A 26,182-nucleotide genomic window follows, 5' to 3' on the forward strand; every position below is an offset into this window, starting at 1 on the left:
GCCACCTCGTTCATCGTGCGCAGCAGGTCGCGCGACGTCGCGAAAATTTCGCGCGACGTCGCGCCGATCTCGGTCGTCGTCGCCGCGGTTTCGTTCGCGGTCGCCTGCTGCTCGCGCGACGTCGCCGCGATTTCGGCGACCGACGTCGTCACCTGCAGCGACGACTGCTGCGCGCGCGCGACCAGTTCGGTCAGCTCGTCGGCCATCCGGTTGAAGCCCGTCTCGAGCGTGCCGAATTCATCGCGGCGGCGCAGGTCGAGGCGGCGCGTCAGGTTGCCGGTACGCATCACGTCGTGCACCTCGACGAGCCGCGTCATCGGCACGGTGACGGAACGGTACAGCCCGTAGCCCAGCCCCAGCGCGGACAGCAGCACGATCGCCAGCGCGGTCGCGAGCACGACCTCGGTGTCCTGCACGGATTCGCGGATCAGCTTCGCGGACTGGTCGGCGAACTTGCGGTTCTCCTGCACCAGGATATTCGCGTTGCGCACGACCTCGGCCCATGAAGGCTGCACCTTCGCATAGGCGGCGACGGCCTCTTCGCGCGACACGCGGCTCTTCTGCACCGCGTCGTTCAGCAGCGGCAGGTAGCGGTCGAAGGCGCCTCGAAACGTCGCGAAGCGCTGGCGGTCGTCATCGCGGAACGTCGTGTTCTGGTAGTCGACCGACAACGACTCGACCTCCTTGAGCGCCTCGCCGATCTTCGCGAAATCGCGCTGCACGAGTTCGGGATCGGTGTCGACGAACGTCGCTTGCTGCAGCGCCGTGAACGATTCGTTGACCGCGCCGCGCAGCGACGCCGCGAGATAGACGCCGGGCAGCGAATCGCGTTCGATGCTGACGGCTTCGCTGTTGATCGCGCGCAGGCGCTCGTAGGACACGCCGGCCATCACCAGCATCAGCACGAACAGCACGCCGAAGCTGATCAGGATACGGTTGCCGAGCGTCAGCCGGGCGGCGCCGCTCGTCGTGTGCAGGCTTTCATTGGTCGCGCGGGGCGTCACGGTGGCCATGTTCGTTATGGGCTTTCTAGAATCAGCGTTGAAAAATCCGCGCCCGCCTGCGCGCCGGACGGCGCGCCGCGAGCGCATCGGGGTCTGCGGGCAACGCGGCACCGGCGGGCCGCGCCGCGAAATCATCGCTCCGCTTGTGCCGGCAGCCGAAGCGCGACCATGAAGCCGCGCGCCGTATTGCGCATCAGGATCTGGCCGCGATGCCGCGCGGCCGTCGCGCGGACGAACGCAAGCCCGAGGCCGAAGCCGCCGCGCGCCGCGCCATGCGCGGATTCGAGCCGCACGAACGACTCGGTCGCGGCCGTGCGCTGCTCGGGCGCGATGCCGGAGCCGGCGTCCTCGACGCCGATCAGCCAGGCACCGTCGTCGTCGCTCAGCGTGCAATGCACGTCCGTACCGGCCGGGCCGTACTTCAGCGCGTTGTCGATCAGGTTCGCGACCGCGCGCGTGAGCATCATGCGGTCGCCCATCGTCACGCACTCGGTGCCGGGCACGTGGGCAACGACCCGGCTGCCGAATCCGGCCGCCTTCTCCCACAGCTGGTCGACCGCGTCGAGCACGATCTCGTTGAGGCTCAGGACCTCGTGCGCGCGGCGTTCCGACTGCGCGCGGGTCAGGTGGATGAAGCCGTCGGCGAGCGCGAGCGCGCGCCGGGCGTGGCCGGCAATGCGCTCCATGATCGCCGGCATGTCGCCGTGCTCGGTCCGGTAGACCTCGAGCAGCGCGAGAATCGAGGTCTGCGGTGAGCGCATGTCGTGCGACAGGAAATCCAGCGCTTCGTCGCGCTGCCGCGACATCAGGTACGAATTCGAGTGATAGCGGATGCGCGCGGTCAGCTCCATCGCGTCCGGGAGCTTCACGAGATAGTCGTTCGCGCCGGCGATGAATGCCTCGCGCTTGACGATCGGCTCTTCCTTCGCCGACAGCACGATGATCGGCACGCGTGCGGTGTCGGCGTTCGCGCGCCACGCGCGAACGAGGTCGAGGCCGTCGATGTCCGGCATCACGAGATCCTGCAGGATGACCGTCGGCTTCACGTCGCGCGCGACCGCCATCGCCCGGTGTGCGTCGGTGCACACATGCAGGTCGATATCGTGCTCGCTGCGCAGCGCGCGACGGATCACCTCGCCGACGAACGGCTGATCGTCGACGAGCAGAACCGATAGCCCCGATTCGAGACAATCCGGCGCATTTTCACCGCTGGATTCTTTCATAAATACCGTTTCAAACGCCAAATCTCCAATTGATTCTTTCATAGGAGTTGTTTATCCGACTTGGACGCCATCTTAAAACATGGCGGCAGAGAAATCCGCCTGTGTTGCCGATCTGGCCTGTCGGCATTGCCTCGCGGGGATCCGAACGCCGAATTCACCCCGACGACGGTCGCATTACCTCCGCGCGCTTTCTCTCAATAAAGATAACCGGCTGATTCTAAATGAAATTAGAACACAGCATCTATCTCCTTCCGGTTTAGTTTTGCCAAATATGGTGAGAGAGCGGAATTCAGATAAATCAGATCATTTCCTGGCGCGAAAGACGACAACGTTTGCGAAGCCGCCGCCATGAGGTTTGCATGCGCTGCAAGGCCGCCCGTCGAACGTATCGGGACTGGATTTCGATGCGACGGAATGGGGAAGGTGGAGAGGAGAAAAGCACGCGCCGCAACCGGATCGGCCGCGACGCGGCACGCATCGAACGCCGCCGGCCGGCGCCGGTGGCGCAGCAAGGCGGCCGTGCGCTCACGCCCGGCCGCGCGGCCGGTTACCCGCGCGCGTGCTGCGCGGACACTTCCTGCAGGTCGAGATCGCGCTCGACCATGTGCAGCATCTCGTCGTGAATGCGGCCCGAACGATGCAGGCGCAGCAGCTCCGCGCGCCCGGCCTTGATCGCGGCCAGCACGACGTCGTAGTGCGCGACGCGGACCTCCGCCGGATATTCGGGCTCGTTCTTCGCCCGCTCGGTCAGCTCCGCACGATACGTGTATTGCTCCAGCAGGCGCGGATGAATCACGTTGCCGCTGTCGTCGCGCACCAGCGGCTGGATCGCCGCGAGCTGCGCTGCCTCGATATGCGCCCACGTCTGCGGCTCGGTCAGGTGATGCGCGGCGCGCTCTTCGCGTTGCGGCAGGCGCAGCAGCCGGATCAGCGGGCCGATGGTCGTGCCCTGCAGCAGCACGGTGACGAGGATCACCGCGAACGACGCGACCAGGATCACGTCGCGGCCCGGCAGCGCCTCCGGCAACGACAGCGCGATCGCCAGCGTCACGACCCCGCGCATGCCGGCCCAGCTCATGATCGTCGCGGCCTTCCAGTCGGGCGCGCCGCCGCGCCGCACGATCCCGCGCACCGGCCACTTCAGCGCCTCGACGGCATAGATCCACACGAAGCGCGATACGATCACGGCAGCCAGCACCGCGAGCACGGCCGGCATCATCGTGGCGAGCACCTGCTCGAAGCCGCCGAGCCGGTGGATCGCGCCGCGCAGCGACAGCCCGATCAGCACGAACACCAGCGCTTCGAGCAGGAACACGATGACCTGCCAGAACGCGGAGCCGCGCGTGCGCACGGCCGCCGAGAACACCTCGTGCTGATGCCAGCCGACGATCATGCCGGTCGTGACCGTCGCGATCACGCCCGACACCTCGGCCATCTCGCCCGCGATGTATGCGATCCAGCCGGCGATCACCGCGACGGTGACCACCAGGTAGTCGTCGTCGAGCAGCTTCAGGAACCACACGACGAGCTTGCCGACCAGGAAGCCGACCACGACGCCGCCGAGCCCGAGTTCCGCGAAACGCACGACCGCGTGTTCGAGGCTGAACGCGCCCGTCAGCGCGGCGGCGACCGCGAAGCGGAACAGCACCAGGCCCGCCGCGTCGTTCAGCAGGCTCTCCCCTTCGAGCAGCACCATCAGACGGCGCGGCAGCGCGACGCGTTCGAGCACCGCCTTCGCGGCCACCGCATCGGGCGGCGACACGATCGCGCCGAGCGCAAAGCACGCGGCCCACGGCAGCGACGGCACGACCCAGTGCACGGCGAAGCCGACCGCGAACGTCGTGAACACCACGGCGCCGATCGCGAGCAGCAGGATGCCGCCCACATTGCGCTTGAACTCTTCCCACACGGTGAAATACGCGCCGTCCATCAGCAGCGGCGGCAGGAACACGAGCAGCACGAGCTCCGGATCGAGGTTGATCGGCGGCAGGCCGGGAATGAACGCGATGCCGATGCCGCCGATCAGCAGCGCGGCCGCTGGCGGCAACCGCAACCGCTTGGCGATGTATTCGAGCGCAACGATCGCGAGGAATGACAACAGAACCAGCTTGAATGCCGAGACGGGGGACATGAATCGACCTCGTGAGGAATGAATGCGCACGCCAGCCGGTGTCGCACCCCGGCTGGCCATTTCGCGCGATTACATCACGATGCGATGCGTGCAGTCGAGCGCGTTCGGCCGGCGCGGCACGCGCTGCCGCGACGATGGCGCACGGCTGACATCGCCGCGATCCGTCGGTGTGCGCCGAAACGAAAACGGCACGCGGGCCGGCGCGATGCGCCCGCCCGCGTGCCGTCATGCGGCGCCCGTCGCGGCTAGCGGCGCCGCACGACCATCAGGCGCGGCTCGGTCATGTCCTCGATCGCGTAGCGGATTCCTTCGCGGCCGAGCCCCGAATCCTTCACGCCGCCATACGGCATGTTGTCGACGCGGAACGACGGCACGTCGTTGATCACGACGCCGCCCACCTCCAGCTCGTCCCATGCGCGCTGCGCATGCGCGAGCGAATCGGTGAACACGCCCGCCTGCAGGCCGAAGTCGCTGTCGTTGACGCGCGCGAGCGCATCGTCGAAGCGCTCGAACTTCTCGAGGATCGCGACCGGACCGAATGCCTCCTTGCGGTAGAGGTCCTGTTCGCGGCCGACGTTTTCCAGCAGCGTCGCCTCGAACATCGCGCCGTCGACCTTGCCGCCCGCGACGATCTTCGCGCCCGCCGCGACGGCCGCATCCATCCAGCCCGACAGGCGGCGCGATTCGGATTCCGAGATCATCGGGCCGACGAACGTCGACGGATCCTTAGGATCGCCCATCTTCAGCGAACGCGTCTTCGCGACCAGCTTGTCGCGCAGCGCGTCGTACAGGTCCGCATGCACGAGGATCCGCTGCACACCGATACAGCTCTGGCCCGACTGGTAATACGCGCCGAACGCGAGACGCTCGACCACGTAGTCGAGCTGGTCGCGCTGGTCCGCGTCGACGATCGCCGCCGCGTTGCCGCCGAGCTCCAGCACGACTTTCTTCTTGCCGGCCTTCTCCTTCAGCGCCCAGCCGACGGCGGGCGAGCCCGTAAACGACAGCAGCCTGAAGCGCTCGTCGGTCGTGAACAGGTCCGCGCCGTCGCGATGCGCGGGCAACACCGAGAATGCGCCCTTCGGCAGGTCGGTTTCGGCGAGCACCTCGCCGATGATCAGCGCGCCGATCGGCGTGCGGCTCGCGGGTTTCAGCACGAACGGACAGCCAGCGGCCAGCGCCGGTGCGACCTTGTGCGCGGCGAGGTTCAGCGGGAAGTTGAACGGCGAGATGAACGAGCACGGGCCGATCGGCACACGCCGCGTATAGCCGGTGTAGCCTTGCGCGCGGGCCGAGATCTCGAGGTTGATCACTTCGCCGTCGATGCGCACCGACTCCTCGGACGCGACGCGGAACGTATCGATCAGCCGCGTCACTTCGCCCTTCGAATCGTTGATCGGCTTGCCGGCCTCGATGCACAACGCCTCGGCCAGCTCGTCGAAGCGCTCGCGAAAACGCGCGACACAGTGGTCGAGCACCGCCTGCCGCCTGTAGGCCGGCAACTCGCGCATCGGCTTCGCGGCGTCGACCGCCGCGCCGATGGCCGCATCGATCGCCTTCGCGTCGGCCAGCGCGACGCGTGTCGCGACCTTGCCGCTGAACTTGTCGGTGACTTCGAGATCGGTGTTCGCGTAGACGGCCTCGTTGGCCAGATAGTACGGATAGGTATCCTTCAGCATGGAACGCTCCTTCCGGTGAACGGCGGATTCAGAGTTGCGCCGACAGGCGCTTGATTTCGCGGTTGAGCACGCGCTCGTTGTCCGAATAGTCGATCGGCACGTCGATCACGTGCACGCCCGGCGTCGCGAAGCAGTCGCGCAGCAGCGGCCCGAGATCGTCGGCCGCTTCGACGCGATGCCCGTGCGCGCCGTAGCTCTGCGCATACGACACGAAATCGGGGTTCTTCAGCGTCATCGCGAAATCGGGGAAGTTCATGTTTTCCTGCTTCCAGCGGATCATCCCGAACGCATCGTCGCGCAGGATCATCACGACGATGTCGAGCTTCAGCCGCACGGCCGTTTCGAGTTCCTGCGAATTCATCATGAAGCCGCCGTCGCCGCAGACGGCGATCACCTTGCGCTGCGGATGCACGATCTTCGTCGCGATCGCCGACGGCAGGCCGGCGCCCATCGACGCGAGCGCGTTGTCGAGCAGCAGCGAGTTCGGTTCGTGCGCGCGCCAGTAGCGCGCGAACCAGATCTTGTACATCCCGTTGTCGAGACAGACGATCCCGTCGACCGGCAGCGCGTTGTACAGGTCGTTCACGATCCGCACCGGGTACATCGGGAAGCGCGGATCGTGCTGGCCCTTCTCGAGGTGCGCGTCGAAATGCGCCTTGATCATCTTGAAGCGCTCGAAATCCCAGTGCGATTGCGGCGTCACCGCTTCCTTCATCTGCCACACCGCGTTCGCGATGTCGCCGACCACTTCGATCTGCGGGAAGTAGACGGGATCGACCTGCGCGCCGAGGAAGTTCACGTGGATCACGGTCTTGTCGTCCGTGCGCATGAAGAACGGCGGCTTCTCGATCACGTCGTGGCCGACGTTGATGATGCAGTCCGCATGCTCGATCGCGCGATGCACGAAGTCGCCGTCGGACAGCGTCGCGTTGCCGAGCCACAGCGGATGCGTTTCGTCGATCACGCCCTTGCCCATCTGCGTCGTGAAGAACGGGATGCCCGTCTTGTCGACGAATTCGAGCAGCATCTTGCAGGTCGTCTTGCGATTGCCGCCCGCGCCGATCATCAGCAGCGGGTGACGCGCGGCCTGGATCGCGTCGACCGCGTGCGCGACCGCCTTCTCCTCCGCCACCGGCCGCCGGCTGTAGCTGCGCGGAATCGGCTTGCCGTCGCCCTCCTCGTGCGCGATGTCTTCCGGCAGTTCGAGGTGCGCGGCGCCCGGACGCTCCTCCTCCGCGCGGCGGAACGCCTCGCGCACCGCCGACGGAATGTTGCCGATCGACACGATCTGCCGCGTGAACTTCGTGAGCGGCTGCATCATGTCGACGACGTCGACGATCTGGAAGTGGCCCTGCTTGCTGGACTTGATCGGCTTCTGCCCGGTGATCATCAGCATCGGCATGCCGCCGAGCTGCGCATACGCGGCGGCCGTCACGAAGTTGGTCGCGCCCGGCCCGAGCGTCGCGAGACACACGCCGGTGCGGCCCGTCAGGCGGCCGTAGGTGGCGGCCATGAACCCGGCCGCCTGCTCGTGCCGGGTCAGCACGAGCTTGATCTTCGAGCGCCGCAGCGATTCGAGCAGATCGAGGTTTTCCTCGCCGGGAATGCCGAACACGTATTCGACGCCTTCGGCTTCCAGCGCCTTCACGAACAGATCCGATGCTTTCATGGGGGACTCTCGGTTGATGCCGCCTGCCCGGCTTACGGGCGCGCGACGTTCAGAACGCGCGCCGGCCTACGGCACGCGGACGCTTTACCTACTGGACACAAACCACGGCACTGCCCGCCGTGCGGAGCAACGTGTGCAACGCACGACGGCGCCTCCCTGGGCGGGAGGACAAACGGATTCACCCGCGCGCGGCAAGCACGCGCGGGCGGCAAGGACGTTTTTGATTGTAGACGGATTCGCGGAATTCCGACTTCGGCCGAATGGCCGGGTCCGGCCGCGCGAAAGGGTCGGCCTGATGGCCAATTCGACCTCAAGCGGCGCGCGCGGCCCTATCGTTGGGGGCAAGCCAATTTCATTCATCGAACCTGTGAACCATGGTTGACATACCGAGATCCATGCCCTACAGTGCCCCTACGTTCAGTATCCGGACCACCGATGTCTTCGACGCGTGGTTTGCCGGCCTGCAGGATCGCGTCGCCAGGCGGCGCATCCAGGCCCGCATCGACCGCCTGTCGATGGGCAATCCGGGCGACTGGAAATCCGCCGGCTCGCCCGTCGTCGAAATGCGTATCGACCACGGCCCCGGTTATCGCGTCTACTACGTCAGGCGCGGAACGATATGGGTGATCCTGCTCTGCGGCGGCGACAAGTCGACGCAACAGGCGGACATCCGCGCCGCCCATGCGATGCTCGAGCGGCTCGATCTGGAGTAACCGATGGACAAGATCAAGACCCGGCCGTGGGATTCGGCCGAACACCTGAAGACCGACGACGACATGGCCGACTACTTCGAGGCCTGCCTGCAGGAAGCCGGCGACGACCCGGCCTTCATCGCGCATGCGCTCGGCGTGATCGCCCGCGCGCGCGGCATGTCGCAGGTCGCGCGCGACGCGGGCCTGTCGCGCGAAGGGCTGTACAAGGCGCTGTCGCACGACGGCAATCCGAGCTTCGGCACGATCCTGAAGGTGATCAAGGCGCTCGGCCTGCAACTGCACGGCGCGAAAGCGCACGCGTGATGCGGCGGCACACGATGCCGCGCCACATGCTCGACGCTCGGGGCCGCATCAATGCAGCCACCCCGCCGCCCAGCGCGGCACCAGCGACACCAGATACAGCCCGAGCCCGATCAGCCCGCCGACCAGCGTACCGTTGATGCGGATGTACTGCAGGTCCTTACCGATGTTCAGCTCGATCTGCCGCGACATCTCGCGCGCATCCCAGTTGCGCACCGTGTCGCGGATGTGACGCATCAGGAAATCCGCGAAATCCGGCGCCATCTCGTGCACGGCCTTCTCGATGTGCTCGTTCAGCGACGCGCGCAGCGCCGGGCTCTCCGCGAGCCGCGCGCCGAGCCAGCCGCCGAGCGTCGCGGCCTGCCGGTGCAGCGTCGAATCGGGCCGTGCGAGATCGGCCTTCAGCCATGCGCGCAACTGGTCCCACAGATCGCGCACGTAGTCGTTGAACGCGTCACCGTCGCGGATGTAGCGCTTGATCTCGTCGCCCTTCGCGATGAACGCCGGGTCGTGCTTCAGCCGCTCGGTCAGCCGCACGACCGTGCGGTCGAAGCGCTGCCGCAGCTCGTGTTCGGGATCGGCCGCCACGCCCTCGAGCACGCGGCTCACCGCGCTCGCCAGCATGCGCGCGCCGTTCTCGCCGAACCACTGCGTCGGCATGATCTTCTCGATCTTCGGGTATTGCGTCTTCAGCCATTCGACGATGAAACCCGCGATCACCTCGCGGTTCTCCTCCTTGTCGAGCACGTCGACCACCTGTTCGATCGCGTCGTCGAGCAGCGCCTGGTGGCGGCCGTCCTTCGTCAGTGTGTCGAGGATCGCGCCGGCCGATTGCGACAGGTCGATCCGGTCGATCACCGCACGGAACGCGTCGTGGACGAACGACTGGATCCGCGCGTCGTCGGTCATGTCGAGCGCGAAGCTCATCAGCTTCGTCACGTAGCCGCCGAGCGCGTCGGTGTTCGCGGGCTCGCCGAGCCATGCGCCGAGCTTCTGCGCGGGATCGTGCTGGCGGATCTGCGCGGCGAGCGCGTCGGGGCCGAGGAATTTCTCGCGCACGAACACCGCGAGGTTGTCGGCGATCTTGTCCTTGTTCTTCGGGATGATTTCGGTGTGGCGCGACACGAACGGGATCGGCACGCGGCGGAACAGCGCGACGACCGCGAACCAGTCGGCGAGCGCGCCGACCATCGCAGCCTCGGCCACCGCCTTGAAGCCGTCGACCCACGGGCCGCGCGGCAGCAGGATCGTCGTGACGAATACCGCGACGGCGGCCAGCAGCAGCCATAGCGCGCGGCACTTGCTGCGTTTCAGTTCGAGGGCTTTGTCTGTCGTCATGGGCGACCGGTGCAACGGCAATGCCGCTAATATGCACCGATCGCCGGCCCGCGACAAACCCGTGCGCATCGCGCGCGCCGGGAATGTTGTCCCGAACGGGTTTCCTGCTGCGTTCAAGCGATCCGACGCGAACACGGCCGCCCCGGCCACGTTCGCGCGTTGCCTCAGAGAAACGTCTTCAGGTTCACCGCCGGATCGGCTAGCTTCGTCGGATCGGGCACCGCGCCCGCCGCAATCAACCGACGCGACGCGCCGATGTCGCGCCCCAGGTTCGCCGCGGCCACCGCGACGATCTTCCCGTCGTCGCCCAGCCCGAACACCGTGAACGGCCCGCTCGCGGGATCGCCGCGCACGACGGTCGTCCGTTCGCTGCCGAACAGCCCGAGCATCTGCAGGTTGCAGTCGTACTGATCGGACCACAGCCACGGCAGCTCGGCATAGGTTTCGTCCGCGCCGAGCAGGTTCGCGGCCGCGACGGCCGGCTGGTTTTCCGCGACCTGCCACGACTCGATCCGTACGTGACGACCGAGCAGCGGATTGAAGTGCATCGTCACCTCGCCGGCGGCGAAGATCGCGCGATCGGCCGTCCGGCATCCCGCATCGACACGGATCCCGTTGTCGACCTCGAGGCCGGCCGCCTGCGCGAGTTCGACATTGGGCACGACGCCGATCCCGACTACCACGATATCGGCCGGCACGTCGCCGCGATCGGTCTCGACGATCGCGGCGCCGCCCGGGGCGCGGCGAATCGCGCGCGGCAGCGTCGCCATCTGGAAAAGCACGCCGCGCGCGTCATGCAGTTGCCGCGCATACGCGCCGACGACTTCCGGCAACGCACGCTGCAGCAGGCGCGCAGCCGGGTCGATCACCGTCACGTCGCAACCGAGCTGGCGCGCCGCGGCCGCCACTTCGAGGCCGATGAAGCCGCCGCCGAGCACCGCCACGCGACGCCCCGGCGCGAGCTGCGCACGCAACGCACGCGCGTCGGCCACGGTGCGCACGTAATGCGGGACGACGCCTTCGTCGACCGGCCCGCCGAACGCACGCACGCGCGAACCGGTCGCGAGCACGAGCCGCGTGTACGGCACCGTCGCGTCGTCGTCGAGCCGTACACGCTGCGCGGCGCGGTCGATCGCGTCGACGCGCGAGCCGAGCCGCAACTCGATGCGCTGCGCGTCGTACCACGCGGCGTCGCGGATGAACGCGCGCTGCTCGCCGCCGTCCGTCAGCAGCGCGTCCTTCGACAGCGCGGGCCGATCGTACGGCAGCTCGCGCTCCGCGCCGATCATCACGATGCGTGCGTCGGCGTCGCGCGCGCGCAGCGCCTCGGCCGTGCGCCGCGCGGCGTGGCCGGCGCCGACGATCACGAACGGGTCAGCCGACATTGACTTCCACCTGCCCGTCGACGATCCGGATCGGATAGGTCCGCACCGGCTCGGTGATCGGCGCGCATTTCGGCGCACCCGTGCGAATGTCGATCAGCCCCTGGTGCAGCGGGCATTCGACGCAGCCGTCTTCCACATAGCCTTCGGACAAGCGCGCGTGACCATGCGAACAGAGGTCATGCATCGCGAACAGTTCGTCGCCGATCCGGAACACCGCGATCGGCTTCTGGCCGGCGACGCGCGCCGCCGGTTCGTCTTCGGAGAATTCGTCGAATGTGCCCAGCGGGTGCCATTCGGCGAGCGTTGCTTCGGTCATGTCGTTTCCTTGGCTGTCGGATCGGTCAGATCGGGGTGGCGAGCAGCGTCTGCACGCGCGACGTGTCGTAGATCACGCGCTTGGTCTTGTAGCGCAGCCCGTCGGGCGTGCGCACGACCGTGTCGTAGTACTTGCCGGCCTGGTACACGTTCGATTCGCCGTTGCTGCGCGTCTGCACGACCACGTAGTTGCTCTCGGTGTCGATCTCGCCGTCGCGTTCGGCGACGATCGTGAGGCCCGACGTCATGTGCCTGTACGTGTGCTCTTCGAAGATGTTCGCGTGCCGCAGCGACACCACGCGGTCGCGCAGCATCCGCTGGTTCGTGCAGTGGACGATCCCGACCGGCAGCCCGAGATCGGCGTTCTCCTTCGGCACGATCTCGTACGTGCAGTCCTCGGTGAACATCTCCGGCCAGCGTTCGAGCCGGTCGTTGTCGAGGTGGCCGATGTAGCGGTTCTGGAGCATGTAAATCTCGAACCACGTCTTCATGTCTTCCGTCAGGTTTTCCATCGTTCCGCGCTCCCGCTTCAATAGCCCATCAGCTTCTGATAACCGACCCAGAACTTGCGGATCAGGCTTTCGGTGATCACCGTGTCCTGCTGGTCCGGATTGCCGCGCGACATCTCGATCACCGACGTCGCATCGGCGTCGCGCACCGTGCCGCGCTGCACGAGTTCGGTCGCCTCCGTGTCCTCCATCGAGATGTAGCCGGCCGGCCCGACGAGGTTCGCCTGCTTGATGCGCAGCGCGCGCAGCTCGGGCGTGTCGTCCGCGTAGCCGAAGAAGTGGAAGATCAGCTCGAAGTTGTCCGGCCCCTTCGGCAGGATCTGGCGCGCGACCAGCGTGTTGTGGATCTGCTGGATCACGAGCTGCGGGAAGATCGGCTGGATGTGGTTCGTGCAGTCCTCGTCGTATTCCGACACGAGATCGAGGATCGACTCGTCTTCGAGATGGAAACCCTCGTCGAACGAGCGGATGTTCTGCTGCTTGTATGCGGCCGACGTATCGTCGCCCGTCTTCGTCACCGTGATGATGCTGTGCAGCCCGTGGTTCGCATCGGGAATCGAGCGCGCCTTCATCCCGACGCGGAAGATGTTGAAGGTCGTATGGAACAGATGCAGCATGCTCGCGTGATACGGATCCTTCACGTTCTCCATGTACAGCTTCCAGTTCGACTTCGAATACTGGCGCGTGCAGCCGAGATACTCGATCGGCTTGTGGAAGATCCGGTCGATCCACGGACGCATCTGCTCGCCCAGGTATTCGGGCAGCGGCGCCACGTCATCGCTGAAGGTCGCGAACACGAGCCCGCGATAGCTGTCGACGCGCAGCTTGCGCAGCCCGTGCTGCTTCGGGTCGAAGTCGGCAGGCATCCCGGTCATCCCCTTCTGGCCCCGCCGGAACGGCACGCCGAGCAGGTTGCCCTGGTTGTCGAAGCTCCACTGGTGGTAGACGCACGTGTGCGAGCTCGCGTTGCCGCGCGACTTGCGGCAGACCTGCGCGCCGCGGTGCGCGCAGCGGTTCACCCACGCGGACAGCGTGCCGTCCTCGGTGCGCGTGACGACGACCGGCGTATCGCCGACGAACGTGCTCTTGAAGTCGCCGGCGTTCGGGATTTCCGCTTCCAGCGCGACGAAATTCCAGGTCGGCCCGCGGAAGATGCGTTCCTGCTCGCGATCGTAGACCGCGCGCGAGCTGAACACCTTGTACGGCACGCGTGAGCCGTCTTCGTGCGGAAAGCGCACATCGGACGCGTCGTCACGCGTGGCGAATACGACGGGCGATTCTGTCTGCTCCATGTCGGACTCCTTGTGGTTCCGGTTCGTTGATTCCATGGAGCCGATTTTTGAAAAGCTAATATTCGGCGTCTATCCGGAAAGTGCGATTGCGGCGGCGCAATATCCACTTTCGGCGGATTTCTGCGCTAGCATGGCGACACACGCGACCCGGCGCACGATCGCGACCCATTCGTCGGATCGAAGCGCGCGTCCACACCAAGGCCGATGCCCATGTCCCCAACGTCGTTCGAGCCGCTTGCGCTGCGCGCGCACCGGCTGTTCGAATCCCGCGATCTCGACGAGACCCGCGAGCGGATCTCGCGCGTGATGCAGCCGCACGCGCTGCTGCCGAGCGGGCGCGTGCAAGGCGCATCGCATATGGATTTCGTCCGGCTCGGCGGGCTCGGGATCGGCACCATCGCGTTCGGCGATGCGATGCGCGTGCAGGTCGACGCCGTCGACGGCTATTACCTGCTGATGTTCTGCCTGTCCGGGCAGGCGGAAGTCCAAGCGATGGGCCGCCGGCTCGGCGTCGACGGGCAGACGGGCGTGCTGTGCGCGCCCGGCGAGCGCTTCGACGCGGTGCTCTCCGCCGACTGCGAGCAGTTCGTGCTGCGCATCGATGCCGCGACCGTTGGCTCGCTGACCGGCGATCCGCGCGCGATGCTCGACCCCGTGCTGCACATCAGCGATGCCGCGCTCGCCGCATGGCGCCAGCAGCTGATGCTCGTCGCCCGCTCGCCCGAACTGCTCGAACGCGCGAATGCCAACCCGCGCGTCGCGTCGCAGCTCGAACACCTGCTGATCGATCTGCTGATCGAAGGCCACCCGCCGTCGGTACCGAGCGCGCGCCTCGATCCCGCGCCGGGCTTCGTGCGGCGCGCGCAGGAGTTCGTGAACGCGCACTACGCGCAGCCGCTGCAGCTCGCCGATATCGTCCAGGCCGCCAACGTGCCGGAGCGGACGCTGCGCGACGCCTTCCTGCAGTTCCGCGGGATGAGCCCGATGCAATACCTGCGCGCGACGCGGCTCGAGCATGCGCGGGAGTTGCTGCGCGGATCGGCGTCCGAGCGACGGATCGCCGATATCGCACTCGATTGCGGATTCACGCACCTCGGGCGGTTCGCGATCGCGTACCGGGAGAAGTTCGGCGAATCGCCGTCGGAGACGCTCGACGGGAAGCGGTAGGCGGGTGCGGGGCTTGTCGGGGTCGGTTGCCTTGCTGCTTGCGCCTTACCGCCTTGCCGCCTCGCCGCCTCGCCGCCTCGCCGCCTCGCCGCCTCGCCGCCTTGCCGCCTTGCCGCCTTCCCGCCTGCCGGCCTTCCGACCTGATCGCCTCGCTGCGCGCCTGCATCTACGGCAAATGACATCGCATCGCGATGCGCTCTCCGAATTCGGCGTAGCGTGGCGAAATTGACCGTTAGTTGCAATCGATACGGAAACGACCGGCCCTACGCCGCCGGCGCGATCATCGCCCGCGCGATCGCGCAGAACGCGGTCGTCGCGGCGCTTTCGCCGTGCAGCCGGCGGCTCATGATGATCGGCGACGTCGCCGTGGGTTCCGGCAGCCGCCGGTAGACGACGCCCTTCACGCGCACGCCTTCCACGCTTTCCGGCACCAGCGACACGCCCACCTGCGCGGCGACGAGGCCAAGCGCCGTCTGCAGTTCGCGCACCTCGTGCACGGCCGCGGGCACGAGCGCGCCGTCGCGCAGCGCGGACAACTGCTGGTCCGCGAAGCTCGGCCGCGGCGTGCTCGGATAGACGATCAGCGTCTCGTTCGCGATGTCCGCGAGCGTCAGCGGCCGGTCCGGATCGGCGAGCGGATGCCCGACCGGCAGCGCCGCGATCAGCTTTTCCTCAATCAGCGCCTCGCGCACGAGCTGGTCGTCGTCGAAGCGCAGGCGGCCGAACCCGACGTCGATCCGCCCGCCTTTCAGCGCGCCGAGTTGCTCGAGCGTGAACATTTCGATCAACGACAGCTCGACGTCCGGCTGCGCCTCGCGAAACGCGCGGATCACGTCCGGCAGCGCGCCATAGAGCGTCGACGGCACGAAGCCGATCACGATCCGCTCCGACAATTGCGCGAGCCGCCGCGTCAGCGGGCCGAGCTCGTCGGCCTGTTCGACGACCCGCGTCGCCTGCGCATAGAACACGCGGCCCGCGTCGGTCAGTTTCAGCGGCCGCGCGCCGCGCTCGAACAGCGGCAGCCCGACCTCGTCCTCGATCGCCTGGAGCTGGCGGCTCAGCGGCGGCTGCGTCATGTGCAGCCGCTCCGCGGCCCGCGTGATGTTCATTTCCTCCGCGACGGCGATGAAGTAGCGGAGCTGGCGCAATTCCATTTCATGCCTCAAAGGTATGGAAGTAGTCGGAAAGAGTGTTGGACGACGCCGGGCGGGAATTCCTACCATGTGCACCAACAGGAGGAATCGCATGATAGCAACTGCCGCCACCATCGAACGCATCGACACGCTGCTCGTCGACGTGCCGACGATTCGACCCCACAAACTGTCGGTCGCCACGATGAATTGCCAGACCCTCGTGCTGGTTCGCGTTCGATGCACGGACGGTATCGAAGGCGTCGGCGAGGCGACCACGATCGGCGGGCTCGCGTATGGCGAGGAGAGCCCCGAGAGCATCAAGGTCAACATCGACACCTACTTCGCGCCGCTGCTGCAAGGCATGGACGCGACGCGTCCGGGCGCTGCGATGGCGCGTGCGCGCAAGCTGTTCCAGGGCAACCGGTTCGCGAAGTGCGCGCTCGAAACCGCGCTGTTCGATGCGCAGGCGCGCCGCCTCGGCGTGCCGCTGTCCGAGTTGTTCGGCGGCCGCACGACCGACGCGGTCGACGTCGCGTGGACGCTCGCGAGCGGCGACACGCAGCGCGACATCGCGGAAGCCGAGGCGATGCTCGACGCACGCCGCCATCGCGCATTCAAGCTGAAGATCGGCTCGAACGCGGTCGACGACGACGTCGCGCACGTGATCGCGATCAAGCGCGCGCTCGGCGAGCGCGGCGACGTGCGCGTCGACGTGAACCAGGCCTGGACCGAAACCGACGCGATCCGCGCCGGCGCGCGACTCGCGGACGCCGGCGTGAGCCTCGTCGAGCAGCCGATCGCCGCAACCAATCGCGCGGGGCTGAAACGCCTCACGCAGCTCGCGCACATTCCGATCATGGCCGACGAGGCGCTGCACGGTCCCGTCGATGCGTTCGCGCTCGCGCAGGACCGCGCGGCCGACGTGTTCGCGGTGAAGATCGCGCAGTCGGGCGGCCTGCTCGGCGCGGCGAGCGTCGCATCGATCGCGTCGGCGGCCGGCATCGACCTGTACGGCGGCACGATGCTCGAAGGCGCGGCCGGCACGATGGCGTCCGCGCAGCTGTTCAGCACGTTCGGCTCGCTGAAGTGGGGCACCGAGCTGTTCGGCCCGCTGCTGCTCACCGAGGAAATCCTCGTCGAGCCGCTGCGCTACCAGGATTTCAAGCTGCACCTGCCGGCCGCGCCCGGCCTCGGCATCACCTTCGACTGGGCCCGCATCGAACGGATGCGACGCGACGCCCGCTGATCCCGCACGACACGACAACCGAAACCGGAGACACAGATGAACAAGCAAGCCATCGACGCCCTGCTGAAGACCTTCGACGACGCCGCGGAAAAGCCCGGCAATCCGCGCGTGCGCGCGATCGTCAACCGGATCGTGAAGGACCTCTGCTACACGATCGAGGATTTCGACGTGCAGCCGAGCGAGTTCTGGACCGCGCTCAACTACCTGAACGAAGCCGGCCGTGAATTCGGGCTGATCGCCGCGGGCCTCGGCCTCGAGCGCTTCCTCGACGTGCGGATGGACGAGGCCGAGGAGAAGGCCGGCTTCCACGGCGGCACGCCGCGCACGATCGAAGGGCCGCTGTATGTCGCGGGCGCACCGGAATCGGTCGGCCATGCGCGTCTCGACGACGGCACCGATCCGGGCCAGACGCTGATCATGCGCGGCCAGGTGCTCGGTCAGGACGGCACGCCGATCGCGAATGCGCTCGTCGAGGTATGGCACGCGAACCATCTGGGCAACTACTCGTACTTCGATCAGTCGCAGCCGGCGTTCAACCTGCGCCGCTCGATCCGCACCGATGCCGAGGGCCGCTACAGCTTCCGCAGCGTGCTGCCGGTCGGCTACAGCGTGCCGCCGGGCAGCAAGACCGAGCAACTGCTCGACCAGCTCGGCCGCCACGGCCATCGTCCGGCGCACATCCACTTCTTCGTTTCCGCGGACGGATATCGTAAGCTGACGACGCAGATCAACATCGAAGGCGATCCGCATATCTGGGACGACTTCGCATTCGCGACCCGCGAAGGGCTGATCCCGAAGATCAGGCAGGCCGAGGGCACGGAAGGCAAGCCGTATGGCGTCGACGGGCAGTTCGCGCTGATCGACTTCGATTTCTCGCTGCTCAAGGACAAGCAGGACGTGCCGGCGAGCGAAGTCGAACGGGTGCGGGCGCAGGCCTGAGCGGCCGTCCCGTTCGGCGAATCGACAACGCAAGGAGCGCAGGATGCTGTTTCATGTGGAAATGACCGTCCGCCTGCCGGCGGACATGGATCCGGTCAAGGCGGCCACGCTGAAGGCCGAAGAGAAGGCGATGTGCCAGCGGCTGATGAACGAAGGCGTCTGGCGGCATCTGTGGCGGATCGCGGGGAAGTATGCGAACGTCAGTATTTTCGACGTCGAGAGCGTGCAGCAGCTGCACGACCTGTTGAGTCAGCTGCCGTTGTTTCCGTATATGGAGATGGAAGTGCGGGCGCTGTGCCGGCATCCTTCTTCGGTGCGGGAGGATGATCGGTAAGCAGTGAATGTGAAGCGCGGCGTTATCGAACGGCCGCGCGAAGCACGCCCCGGGCGGCCGGCGATTTTCTCGCCGGCCGCCCGTGACGTTTTGCACAGCCGCCGGGTTCAGGTGGCGCCCCGCGTCACGACGATGCAGTGACGATCACCGCTCGCTCGCCAGATGCGCCGCGAACCCGACCGTCCCCGGCGCGATTTCCGCCTTCAGCGTCAGCGCCGGAATGTCGTAGTCGCCCGCGTTCTGTCGCCGGAACGGAATCGGCTGCGCACTCCACAGTTCGTCGAGACGCTTGCCGAGCGCCGCACGCGTTTCGTCGAAGCGCCCGTCGTCCATCCGGTGCGTCTGGTAAATCACGAACGGCGGCAGCACGTCGAACCCCGGGTAATACAGAATCCCGTGCTGGATCGGGAACAGCACGTCGTCGATCGGCCCGTTGATGCCGCGCGCGCTGTAATGCGACTCCCAGCCGCCCGTCGTGACGATCACCATCGCCCGTTTGCCGGCCAGCGAACCTTCGCCGTAACGGTCGCCCCAGTGCAGGTCGGAATGCTCGCCGACGCCGTACGCGAAGCCGTACGCATACACGCGCTCGACCCAGCCCTTCATGATCGCCGGCATCGAGAACCACCACAGCGGAAACTGCAGGATCACCGCGTCGGCCCACTTCAGCTTGTCCTGCTCGCGCGCGATGTCGTCGCGCTGCGTGCCCGTCTCGAACGCGCGCTTCGAATCGCGTGCGGGATCGAAGCGCGCATCGGGCGCACGGTCGGTCACGTCATCCGCGTCGAACACGGCCTTCCAGTTCATCGCATACAGATCGGTCACCTGCACGGCATGGCCTGCCGCTTCGAGATGCTCGACCGCGAAATCCCGCAACGCACCGTTCAGCGAGCGCGGTTCGGGATGGGCGTAGACGATCAGCACGTTCATGTTCACTGCTCCGTTGATGGAATGACTGCAGGATGCTGCCGCCATCGGTATATTGGAAATGAATTCCCGATATTCCAGGTATAGCCGTGAACAATCTCAGACGACTGGATCTGAACCTGCTGGTCACGCTCGACGTGCTGCTCGCCGAGCACAACGTCACGCGGGCGGCCGAGAAACTGAACATGTCGCAGCCGTCGGTCAGCGTGCAGCTGCAGAAACTGCGCGACCTGTTCGGCGATCCGCTGTTGCTGCCGGGGCCGCGCGGGATGCGGCCGACCGCGCGCGCGGAAACGCTGCGCGAGCCGCTGCGAGATGCGCTCGAAGCAGTCGAACGCGCGGTGCTGACGGCCACGCCGTTCGATCCGGCAACCGCGACGAACACGTGGCGCGTGGCCGCAACCGACTACGGCGAATCGACGATCGTGCTACCCGCGCTGAACACGCTGCGCTCGGCCGCGCCCGCGACGCGCCTCGCCGTCGTCGAACTCGTGCCGCCGCGCATCGAGCAGGACGCCGAGCGAAACGGTATCGACCTGGCCTTCCATACGACCGAAGGTTCGCCGGAAGGGATGCGTCGCCTGCCGCTGTTCGTCGAGCGTTACGTGCTGGTCGGCCGCGCCGGTCATCCGAAACTGAAGCGCCGCCCGACGCTCGCGCAGTTCGGCGCGCTGGAACACGTGATCGTGTCGCCCGACGGCGGCGGCTTCTTCGGCGTGACCGACGAAGCGCTCGCCAAAGCCGGCGCCACGCGGCGCGTGGTGCTGTCGGTGCCGCATTTCCTGTTCGTGATGACGGCCGTCGCCGGCACGGACCTCGTCGCGATGCTGCCCGAGCGGCTGGTGCGCAATACGCCCGCATTGCGCGTCGTGGAGGCGCCGGTCGAGGTGCCCGGCTACGAGATGTCGATGCTGTGGCACGAACGCGTGCATCGCGATCCGGCGCATCGATGGCTGCGGGAGACGATTGCCGCGTCGGTGTAGCTCGCCAGACGGGCGGTCGGCGCAGTGAGGCCACCGCGAGGTTCCGAGACACGACGTGCGCAGCGCGATGCAGCGAAGAGCACGGAGCAGAAGCGGGCTTCTTACTAATGCGGCTTCATGCGTCGGCCGCCTTCGCCGACCGCCCTCGCCGCTCGCCCGAATCCGCCCGCCCGAAGCCGGTCGCCGCACGAACACAATCATTCAGCACTTGAAACCGCCTCGAACACTGTATATATTTACAGTGCTTTTGTACCATTTGACCCGAATTCCGTCACCCATGACGGACGGACTTTTGTGAGGCGACCATGTTCCAGTCATCCGCATTCGATCCCGAGCAACCCGGCTTCAACCCCGTCCACTTCGAGCGTGCCGCGCGGCAAGCGGTCGTCGATCTTCAGCGTGTCGTCGGCGGCCCCGCACAGCGGGCGCTCGGCTTGCGGCGCCGCAGCCATCCGGCCGCCGTCCGCACGATGAGCTGGCAGGCACTGCTGAATGTCGAGGAGCTGGCGTTCTCGAACACCGGCTTCCTGAACCGTAACGATCCGATGGTCGTCGACGCCTTCATCCGGCTGCGCGACAGCCGGATGGTCGCCGCGGACGTCGAGGAAGCCGTCGACTGGAAGCGCGACGACGACGATCTGCCCGCCGTCTATCTGATCGTCAAGGCGATGCTGGAAGCGGAAGAGCGCGAGACACAACGCGTCGAGATGGAGTGACGGCGGCGCCTCGCGGCCGTACCGTCACAGCCGCGCCGCGAGCCGCGCGCCCTGATCGATCGCACGCTTCGCATCGAGCTCGGCCGCCAGTTCCGCGCCGCCGATCAGATGCACGGAGCGTCCGGCCGCCTGCAGCGGCGCGAACAGCGCGCGCTGCGGCTCCTGCCCCGTGCACAACACGATCGTGTCGGCTTCGATCAGTTCGTGATCGGTGCGCTGCTCGCCGTACGACACGTGCAGCCCGCGCGCATCGATCAGTTCGTAGTTCACGCCGCCGATCATCTTCACCTGCTTCATCTTCAGCGTCGCGCGGTGAATCCAGCCGGTCGTCTTGCCGAGCCCCTTGCCGAGCGGCGCGGCCTTGCGCTGCAGCAGCGTCACTTCGCGAGCGGGCGCCGCGACCTGCGCGCGCGTCACGCCGCCGCGCGTCGCGGCCGGATCGGTCACGCCCCACTCCGCTTTCCACTCTTCCAGATCGAGCGTCGGCGACTCGCCGTCCTGCACCAGATATTCGGCGACATCGAAGCCGATGCCGCCCGCGCCGACCACCGCGACACGCCGGCCGACGGGCTGCCTGCCGGCGAGCACGTCGATATAGCTGAGCACGTTCGGCCCGTCCTGGCCGGGAATCTTCGGGTCGCGCGGCGCCACGCCGGTCGCGAGCACGATCTCGTCGTAGCCGCCCGCGATCAGTTCGCTCGCATCGACGCGGCGGTTCAGGTGCAGGTTCACGCCGGTCAGCTCGACCTGCCGGCCGAAATAACGCAGCGCTTCGTCGAACTCCTCCTTGCCCGGAATCCGCTTCGCCATGTTGAACTGGCCGCCGATCTCCGGCGCCGCGTCGAACAGGTCGACGTGGTGGCCGCGCTGCGCGAGCACGGTCGAGCATGCAAGCCCGGCCGGCCCGGCGCCCACCACCGCGATGCGCTTCGGCTGCTGCACGCGCGTATAGATCAGCTCGGTCTCGTGGCAGGCGCGCGGGTTCAGCAGGCACGACGCGATCTTGTTCCTGAACGCGTGGTCGAGACACGCCTGGTTGCAGCCGATGCAGGTATTGATCTCGTCGGCGCGGCCCTGCGCGGCCTTGACGACGAACTCGGCATCCGCGAGCAGCGGGCGCGCCATCGACACCATGTCCGCGCACCCGTCCGCGAGAATCTGCTCGGCCACTTCCGGCCGGTTGATCCGGTTGGTCGTCACGAGCGGAATGCCGACCTCGCCCTTCATCTTCTTCGTCACCCACGCGAACGCGCCGCGCGGCACCGACGTCGCGATCGTCGGCACGCGTGCCTCGTGCCAGCCGATCCCGGTGTTGATGATGGTCGCGCCCGCGCGCTCGACGGCCTTCGCGAGCTGCACGGTCTCGCTCCAGTCGCTGCCGTCGGGAATCAGGTCGAGCATCGACAGCCGGTAGATCAGGATGAAGTCGCGCCCGACCGCTTCGCGCGTGCGCTCGATGATCTCGATCGGCAGGCGGATCCGGTTCTCGTACGAACCGCCCCACTGGTCGGTGCGCTTGTTCGTATGCATCGAGATGAACTGGTTGATCAGGTAGCCCTCGGAGCCCATGATCTCGACGCCGTCGTAACCGGCCTCGCGCGCGAGCTGCGCGCAGCGGACGAATGCTCGAATCTGCCGCTCCACGCCGCTTGCGCTGAGTTCGCGCGGCGCGAACGGCGAAATCGGCGACTTGATCTTCGACGGCGCGACCGCGAACGGGTGGTAGCCGTAGCGGCCGGTATGCAGGATCTGCAGCGCGATCTTGCCGTCGTCCGCATGCACGGCGTCGGTGATCACGCGATGGCGCCGCGCGCCGGCCGACGTCATCAGCGTGCCGCCGAACGGCTTGGTCCAGCCGGCCACGTTCGGCGCGAAGCCGCCGGTCACGATCAGGCCGACGCCGCCGCGCGCGCGTTCGGCGAAATAGTCGGCGAGCCGCGGCAGCGTCTTGCGGCTGTCCTCGAGGCCCGTATGCATCGACCCCATCAGCACGCGATTCTTCAGCGTGGTGAAGCCGAGGTCGAGCGGCGCGAGCAGATGGGGAAACGAAGTCGTCATGATGATCCTGCCGGTAAGCGATGCGTGTCATCGTAGGCCGCGCGCCGCCTTGAACGTGAGGGGGCAAACAGCCATAATGCTTGTCATTTCCGGCCAAATCGACATGACCTCCCCGTCTCGCAAGGATCACCTCGGGCTACGCCGGCCGACGATTCCGGTCGCCTATACGCGCCTGCTGCTGCAGGCGCTGGCCGCACGCGGCGTCGACCTGGCCGCGGTGCGCGCGGGCACCGGGCTGCGCGATGCAGTGTTGGCCGAACCGGACGCGCGCGTCGCGCCGTCGCAATGGGGCCGGCTCGTGCTCAACGCGATCGAGATCGGCGGCGATCCGGGCATCGGGCTCGCGTTCGGGCTGCTGCTGAAGCCGACCGTGCACGGCTTCCTCGGCTATGCGACGTTGACCGCGCGGGACATCCGGGAAGCGCTGGTCGTCACGCAGCGCTACTTCCGGATGCGCAACCGCCAATATCGGCTGACCTACGCGGAGGACGCGCACGGCGCGACGCTCGAACTGCACGGCGTGCAGGCGAGCCCCGTGCTGCAGCATCACGTGATGTTCGAGTTCGTGCTGACGGGGCTCGCGCAGAACATCTCGCAGTGGTCCGGACGCGTGTCGCCGCCGATCGTGCTGCGCTTCACGTGGCCCGAGCCCGGTTATTTCGCGCGTTATCGCGACCAGTTGCCGCCGGTCGAATTCGGCTGCGCGGCGAACGCGCTGTGGATCGCGCACGACGTGCTCGACTGGCCGCTGCCGCTCGCCGACGAAGTCGCGCACCGGCAGGCGCTGGTGCAGGTCGAGCGCGAGTATGCGCAGGTACGCCAGGAGGAAGGCGATCTCGTCGAGCGCGTGCGCGCGGAACTGGCGCGAACGGCCGGCGACTATTCGAGCCCGGAGGCGCTCGCCGACGCGCTGCTGGTATCGACGCGCACGTTGCGGCGCCGGCTCGAGGACGCCGGGTCGAGCTATCGGCAACTGCTCGACGAAGCGCGGTTTCGCGATGCGAAGCAATTGCTCTGCGCGTCGGACCTCGACCTGAAGACGATCGCCGAGCGGCTGCAGTTCACCGACCCGGCGAATTTCACGCGCGCATTCCGGCGCTGGGCCGGGCAGACGCCGAGTGCGTATCGGGAAGCGGCCGGCGACCCGGCGAGCGAGTAAGCCGGAAAGCGCGCGCCGGCGCCGGGCAGACGCAACGTCCCGGTCGCGGGGTTGGCACGCGCGCATGCACCGGCACCCGAAGGTCACCGCGCACGCGTATCGTCCAAGTCAATGGAACGGCGCTCGACGCATCGGTTGCGGTCGCAAAAGCAAGCACGCGCTCACGCTCCGTCGCCCGTATCGCCCCGCATCGCCGACGTGAAACGGAACTAGGCGCTGCCCGTCAACCGTCGACGAAGATCCACGCACCGCCGTCGCCCTCACCCGCCTCGATCCGCACCTCGCCGTTCGCGGCGACGATCGCGTCGTACACGTCGTCCGTCACGCACACCACCGGCACCGCGATCGCATACAGCTCGGCGGCGACGATCGCGCCGATCGAGATGATCAGGTCGCGCTCCTTCAGCACGATCCCGACCGGCCCCGTGCCGTTGCGCACCGCTTCCGCGAGCACGCTGCTGCTCGAACTCGAGCCTTTCGCGTGCGGCATCACCATGATCCGGCCGGCGAGGCTCGCGCCCGCCTGCGGATGCCCGCGATCGACGATCCGCCCCGCCCCCGAGTCGTAGCCGCCCCAGAAGCTGAGCGGCTTGTCGAGCACGATCGTCTTCGCGCATGCGCTGCCCGGCACGAGCGTGTCGCCCGTCAGTTTCCCGCTCGTTGCATCAGTCATCGAATCGCACCTTTCCTTCGAACGCGGAACGCACGCATTCGCGCATGCTGCCGTACGCCACCGTGACGCCGATGTTCGCGGGCGCATACGACGCCCACTTCCCCGAGTTGGTCATCACCAGACCCGACAGCTGTTTCATGACCGGCGTGATGTACGTGCAGGTATCGACGACGATCTGGATGCCGCGCGCGTCGAACTTGCCGGCGAGCCCGAGCTCGCCCAGCTCCCACAGGATGAAGCGGCTCGTGTTCACGTAGAAATCGCACTTCGGCCGGCCGTCGAACTGATCGAGCAGCGCGTCGAGCGTGCGGAACTCGGCCAGCGAGAAGTGCGGCGTGCCGAGCGCGACCGCGACGAGCGCATCGCCGGCCGCGCCGTGGTTCAGCGTGCGGCGGATCTCGTCGAGATCGGCCATCGCGACATCGACCGTGCGCTGCGCCGCCCGCCCGTGCAACGCGGCGTCGAGCGTCGGCGCCTCGGGCGTGACGCCCACCGCATGGAACAGCGCAACCGCCCCGCTGGATGCGGCAGCCGCGCCGAGCGCCTTGAGTTCGTCTTCGGTGGTGTCCGCGGGCAGCCCGACGATCGCCGGCACGGTCGCGCCGGCGATCCGGCCGATCAGAAGCCCAAGCGCCGCGAAATAGATGTCGCGCGAGGGCCGCTTGCCGAAGTCCGGCGCGTTGAACACGATCCGCGCCGCGCGATTCGCTTCGACGTGCAGCCCCGCATACGGCGCGCGCCCGGTGATCGCGGCGGCCAGGTCGAGAAAGTCGCCGTAGCGGCTGGTGCGCGCACCGAGCACCGAATTGGCGAACACGATCGCATTGGATTCCGCCCACGCGATCTGCTCGCCCAGGCGCGGACGATTCTTCAGCTGATACGGCGCACACGTGAAGCTCGATTCGCAGCCGAGCTGCAGATGCGCATCCATCAGGCGCTGCGCGTCGCGCTGGATCGCGCGGTCGCCGTGATACAGCTCGGGATGGATCAGGTCGAGCGACCCGACGTTCAAAGTGGTCGGCACCGCGACCCGCGCGCCGGTGTCGACGAAATACTCGACGAAGTCGAGGCTGGTCCGGCCGTGGTAAAGACAGCCGTCGATATGCGCGGACGTGATGTCGATCAGGTGCGGCGCCGACATGACCTCGGCCGTGCGCGCGACGATCCGCATCGCGCGCGCGACGCCGTCGCCGAATGCGCCGCGCAACATCGCGTCGTCGCGTTCGCTCAACTGCAACATGGGGGCTCCTCGTGTCTCGTCCGGTGGATCCGGATCGCTTTTGTCATAC

General features: G+C 67.2%; 24 protein-coding genes. 9 read left to right on the forward strand and 15 right to left on the reverse strand.

The window, feature by feature from the left end:
* The 5 genes from U4012_RS30350 to U4012_RS30370 form a co-directional block, all read right to left on the reverse strand.
* The coding region (locus U4012_RS30350) for a methyl-accepting chemotaxis protein (protein WP_321803173.1) at positions 1-1,013 on the reverse strand (1,013 nt) is incomplete at its 3' end.
* Positions 1,014-1,135: 122 nt separating this feature from the next.
* Positions 1,136-2,269, reverse strand: a complete 1,134-nt coding sequence (locus U4012_RS30355; protein WP_044847544.1) for a hybrid sensor histidine kinase/response regulator — start codon at positions 2,267-2,269, stop codon at positions 1,136-1,138.
* 505 nt (positions 2,270-2,774) lie between these two features.
* On the reverse strand, positions 2,775-4,358 hold the full coding sequence (locus U4012_RS30360) for a Na+/H+ antiporter (protein WP_321803075.1): 1,584 nt from the start codon (positions 4,356-4,358) through the stop codon (positions 2,775-2,777).
* Between the two features lie 245 nt (positions 4,359-4,603).
* Positions 4,604-6,037 carry an aldehyde dehydrogenase family protein gene (locus tag U4012_RS30365; protein WP_044847546.1) on the reverse strand — a complete coding sequence of 478 codons (1,434 nt, stop codon included), beginning with the start codon at positions 6,035-6,037 and terminating at the stop codon, positions 4,604-4,606.
* 28 nt (positions 6,038-6,065) lie between these two features.
* A complete protein-coding gene (locus U4012_RS30370; protein ID WP_044847547.1) occupies positions 6,066-7,706 on the reverse strand; it encodes an acetolactate synthase large subunit in 1,641 nt (546 codons plus the stop codon).
* 395 nt (positions 7,707-8,101) lie between these two features.
* On the opposite strand from U4012_RS30370, the gene U4012_RS30375 reads away from it, so the two are divergent.
* Both U4012_RS30375 and U4012_RS30380 read left to right on the forward strand, forming a co-directional pair.
* Positions 8,102-8,419: a type II toxin-antitoxin system RelE/ParE family toxin gene (locus U4012_RS30375; RefSeq protein ID WP_121858857.1), complete on the forward strand. Its 318-nt coding sequence runs from the start codon at positions 8,102-8,104 to the stop codon at positions 8,417-8,419.
* 3 nt (positions 8,420-8,422) lie between these two features.
* Positions 8,423-8,722, forward strand: a complete 300-nt coding sequence (locus U4012_RS30380; protein ID WP_006750245.1) for an addiction module antidote protein — start codon at positions 8,423-8,425, stop codon at positions 8,720-8,722.
* 48 nt (positions 8,723-8,770) lie between these two features.
* Here the strand turns inward: U4012_RS30380 and U4012_RS30385 are convergent, their stop codons facing one another.
* From U4012_RS30385 to andAc, 5 genes are all read right to left on the reverse strand, one after another.
* A complete protein-coding gene (locus tag U4012_RS30385) occupies positions 8,771-10,057 on the reverse strand; it encodes a DUF445 domain-containing protein (protein WP_321803077.1) in 1,287 nt (428 codons plus the stop codon).
* A gap of 164 nt (positions 10,058-10,221) precedes the next feature.
* Positions 10,222-11,442 (reverse strand): anthranilate 1,2-dioxygenase system ferredoxin--NAD(+) reductase, encoded by a 1,221-nt coding sequence (gene andAa / locus U4012_RS30390; RefSeq protein ID WP_321803079.1) that lies wholly within the window; start codon positions 11,440-11,442, stop codon positions 10,222-10,224.
* On the reverse strand, positions 11,432-11,758 hold the full coding sequence (gene andAb / locus U4012_RS30395) for an anthranilate 1,2-dioxygenase ferredoxin subunit AndAb (protein ID WP_044847551.1): 327 nt from the start codon (positions 11,756-11,758) through the stop codon (positions 11,432-11,434). The genes andAa and andAb overlap by 11 nt, the downstream gene beginning before the upstream one ends.
* A gap of 25 nt (positions 11,759-11,783) precedes the next feature.
* Positions 11,784-12,269: an anthranilate 1,2-dioxygenase small subunit AndAd gene (gene andAd, locus U4012_RS30400; RefSeq protein ID WP_044847552.1), complete on the reverse strand. Its 486-nt coding sequence runs from the start codon at positions 12,267-12,269 to the stop codon at positions 11,784-11,786.
* 17 nt (positions 12,270-12,286) lie between these two features.
* Positions 12,287-13,558: an anthranilate 1,2-dioxygenase large subunit AndAc gene (gene andAc / locus U4012_RS30405; protein ID WP_044847583.1), complete on the reverse strand. Its 1,272-nt coding sequence runs from the start codon at positions 13,556-13,558 to the stop codon at positions 12,287-12,289.
* Between the two features lie 210 nt (positions 13,559-13,768).
* Between andAc and andR the strand changes: the two genes are divergently transcribed.
* Complete coding sequence (andR, locus tag U4012_RS30410; protein WP_321803082.1) at positions 13,769-14,725, forward strand: anthranilate 1,2-dioxygenase regulatory protein AndR; 957 nt, start codon at positions 13,769-13,771, stop codon at positions 14,723-14,725.
* 263 nt (positions 14,726-14,988) lie between these two features.
* On the opposite strand, the gene U4012_RS30415 is transcribed toward andR, so the two are convergent.
* Positions 14,989-15,879, reverse strand: a complete 891-nt coding sequence (locus U4012_RS30415; RefSeq protein ID WP_044847554.1) for a LysR family transcriptional regulator — start codon at positions 15,877-15,879, stop codon at positions 14,989-14,991.
* Between the two features lie 91 nt (positions 15,880-15,970).
* Between U4012_RS30415 and U4012_RS30420 the strand changes: the two genes are divergently transcribed.
* The 3 genes from U4012_RS30420 to catC are packed head-to-tail and all read left to right on the forward strand — an operon-like array spanning position 15,971 to position 18,377.
* Positions 15,971-17,104: a muconate/chloromuconate family cycloisomerase gene (locus tag U4012_RS30420; RefSeq protein ID WP_044847555.1), complete on the forward strand. Its 1,134-nt coding sequence runs from the start codon at positions 15,971-15,973 to the stop codon at positions 17,102-17,104.
* Between the two features lie 36 nt (positions 17,105-17,140).
* The gene (gene catA / locus U4012_RS30425; protein WP_321803084.1) at positions 17,141-18,043 is read left to right on the forward strand and encodes a catechol 1,2-dioxygenase; all 903 of its coding nucleotides are present in this window, start codon (positions 17,141-17,143) and stop codon (positions 18,041-18,043) included.
* 43 nt (positions 18,044-18,086) lie between these two features.
* Positions 18,087-18,377, forward strand: a complete 291-nt coding sequence (catC, locus tag U4012_RS30430; protein WP_044847557.1) for a muconolactone Delta-isomerase — start codon at positions 18,087-18,089, stop codon at positions 18,375-18,377.
* A 144-nt stretch (positions 18,378-18,521) separates the two neighbouring features.
* Here catC and U4012_RS30435 read toward each other — a convergent pair whose 3' ends face one another.
* On the reverse strand, positions 18,522-19,307 hold the full coding sequence (locus tag U4012_RS30435) for an NAD(P)H-dependent oxidoreductase (protein ID WP_321803086.1): 786 nt from the start codon (positions 19,305-19,307) through the stop codon (positions 18,522-18,524).
* 86 nt (positions 19,308-19,393) lie between these two features.
* Between U4012_RS30435 and U4012_RS30440 the strand changes: the two genes are divergently transcribed.
* Positions 19,394-20,287, forward strand: coding sequence for a LysR family transcriptional regulator (locus U4012_RS30440; protein ID WP_321803088.1), 894 nt, complete (start codon positions 19,394-19,396; stop codon positions 20,285-20,287).
* Positions 20,288-20,592: 305 nt separating this feature from the next.
* Entirely contained in the window at positions 20,593-21,003 is a 411-nt protein-coding gene (locus U4012_RS30445; RefSeq protein WP_044847560.1) for a DUF2471 family protein, read from the forward strand.
* 24 nt (positions 21,004-21,027) lie between these two features.
* Here U4012_RS30445 and U4012_RS30450 read toward each other — a convergent pair whose 3' ends face one another.
* Complete coding sequence (locus tag U4012_RS30450; protein WP_124520324.1) at positions 21,028-23,061, reverse strand: NADPH-dependent 2,4-dienoyl-CoA reductase; 2,034 nt, start codon at positions 23,059-23,061, stop codon at positions 21,028-21,030.
* A gap of 76 nt (positions 23,062-23,137) precedes the next feature.
* Here U4012_RS30450 and U4012_RS30455 point away from each other — a divergent pair, with 76 nt between their 5' ends.
* A complete protein-coding gene (locus tag U4012_RS30455; RefSeq protein WP_321803092.1) occupies positions 23,138-24,220 on the forward strand; it encodes an AraC family transcriptional regulator in 1,083 nt (360 codons plus the stop codon).
* Positions 24,221-24,443: 223 nt separating this feature from the next.
* On the opposite strand, the gene U4012_RS30460 is transcribed toward U4012_RS30455, so the two are convergent.
* Together U4012_RS30460 and U4012_RS30465 are read right to left on the reverse strand one after the other, a co-directional pair.
* A complete protein-coding gene (locus U4012_RS30460) occupies positions 24,444-24,893 on the reverse strand; it encodes an aconitase X swivel domain-containing protein (RefSeq protein WP_321803094.1) in 450 nt (149 codons plus the stop codon).
* The gene (locus U4012_RS30465; protein ID WP_044847565.1) at positions 24,886-26,133 is read right to left on the reverse strand and encodes an aconitase X; all 1,248 of its coding nucleotides are present in this window, start codon (positions 26,131-26,133) and stop codon (positions 24,886-24,888) included. The genes U4012_RS30460 and U4012_RS30465 overlap by 8 nt, the downstream gene beginning before the upstream one ends.
* Positions 26,134-26,182: the final 49 nt, after the last annotated feature.

It is taken from the genome of Burkholderia sp. BCC1988, from assembly GCF_905339895.1.
Classification (GTDB): domain Bacteria; phylum Pseudomonadota; class Gammaproteobacteria; order Burkholderiales; family Burkholderiaceae; genus Burkholderia.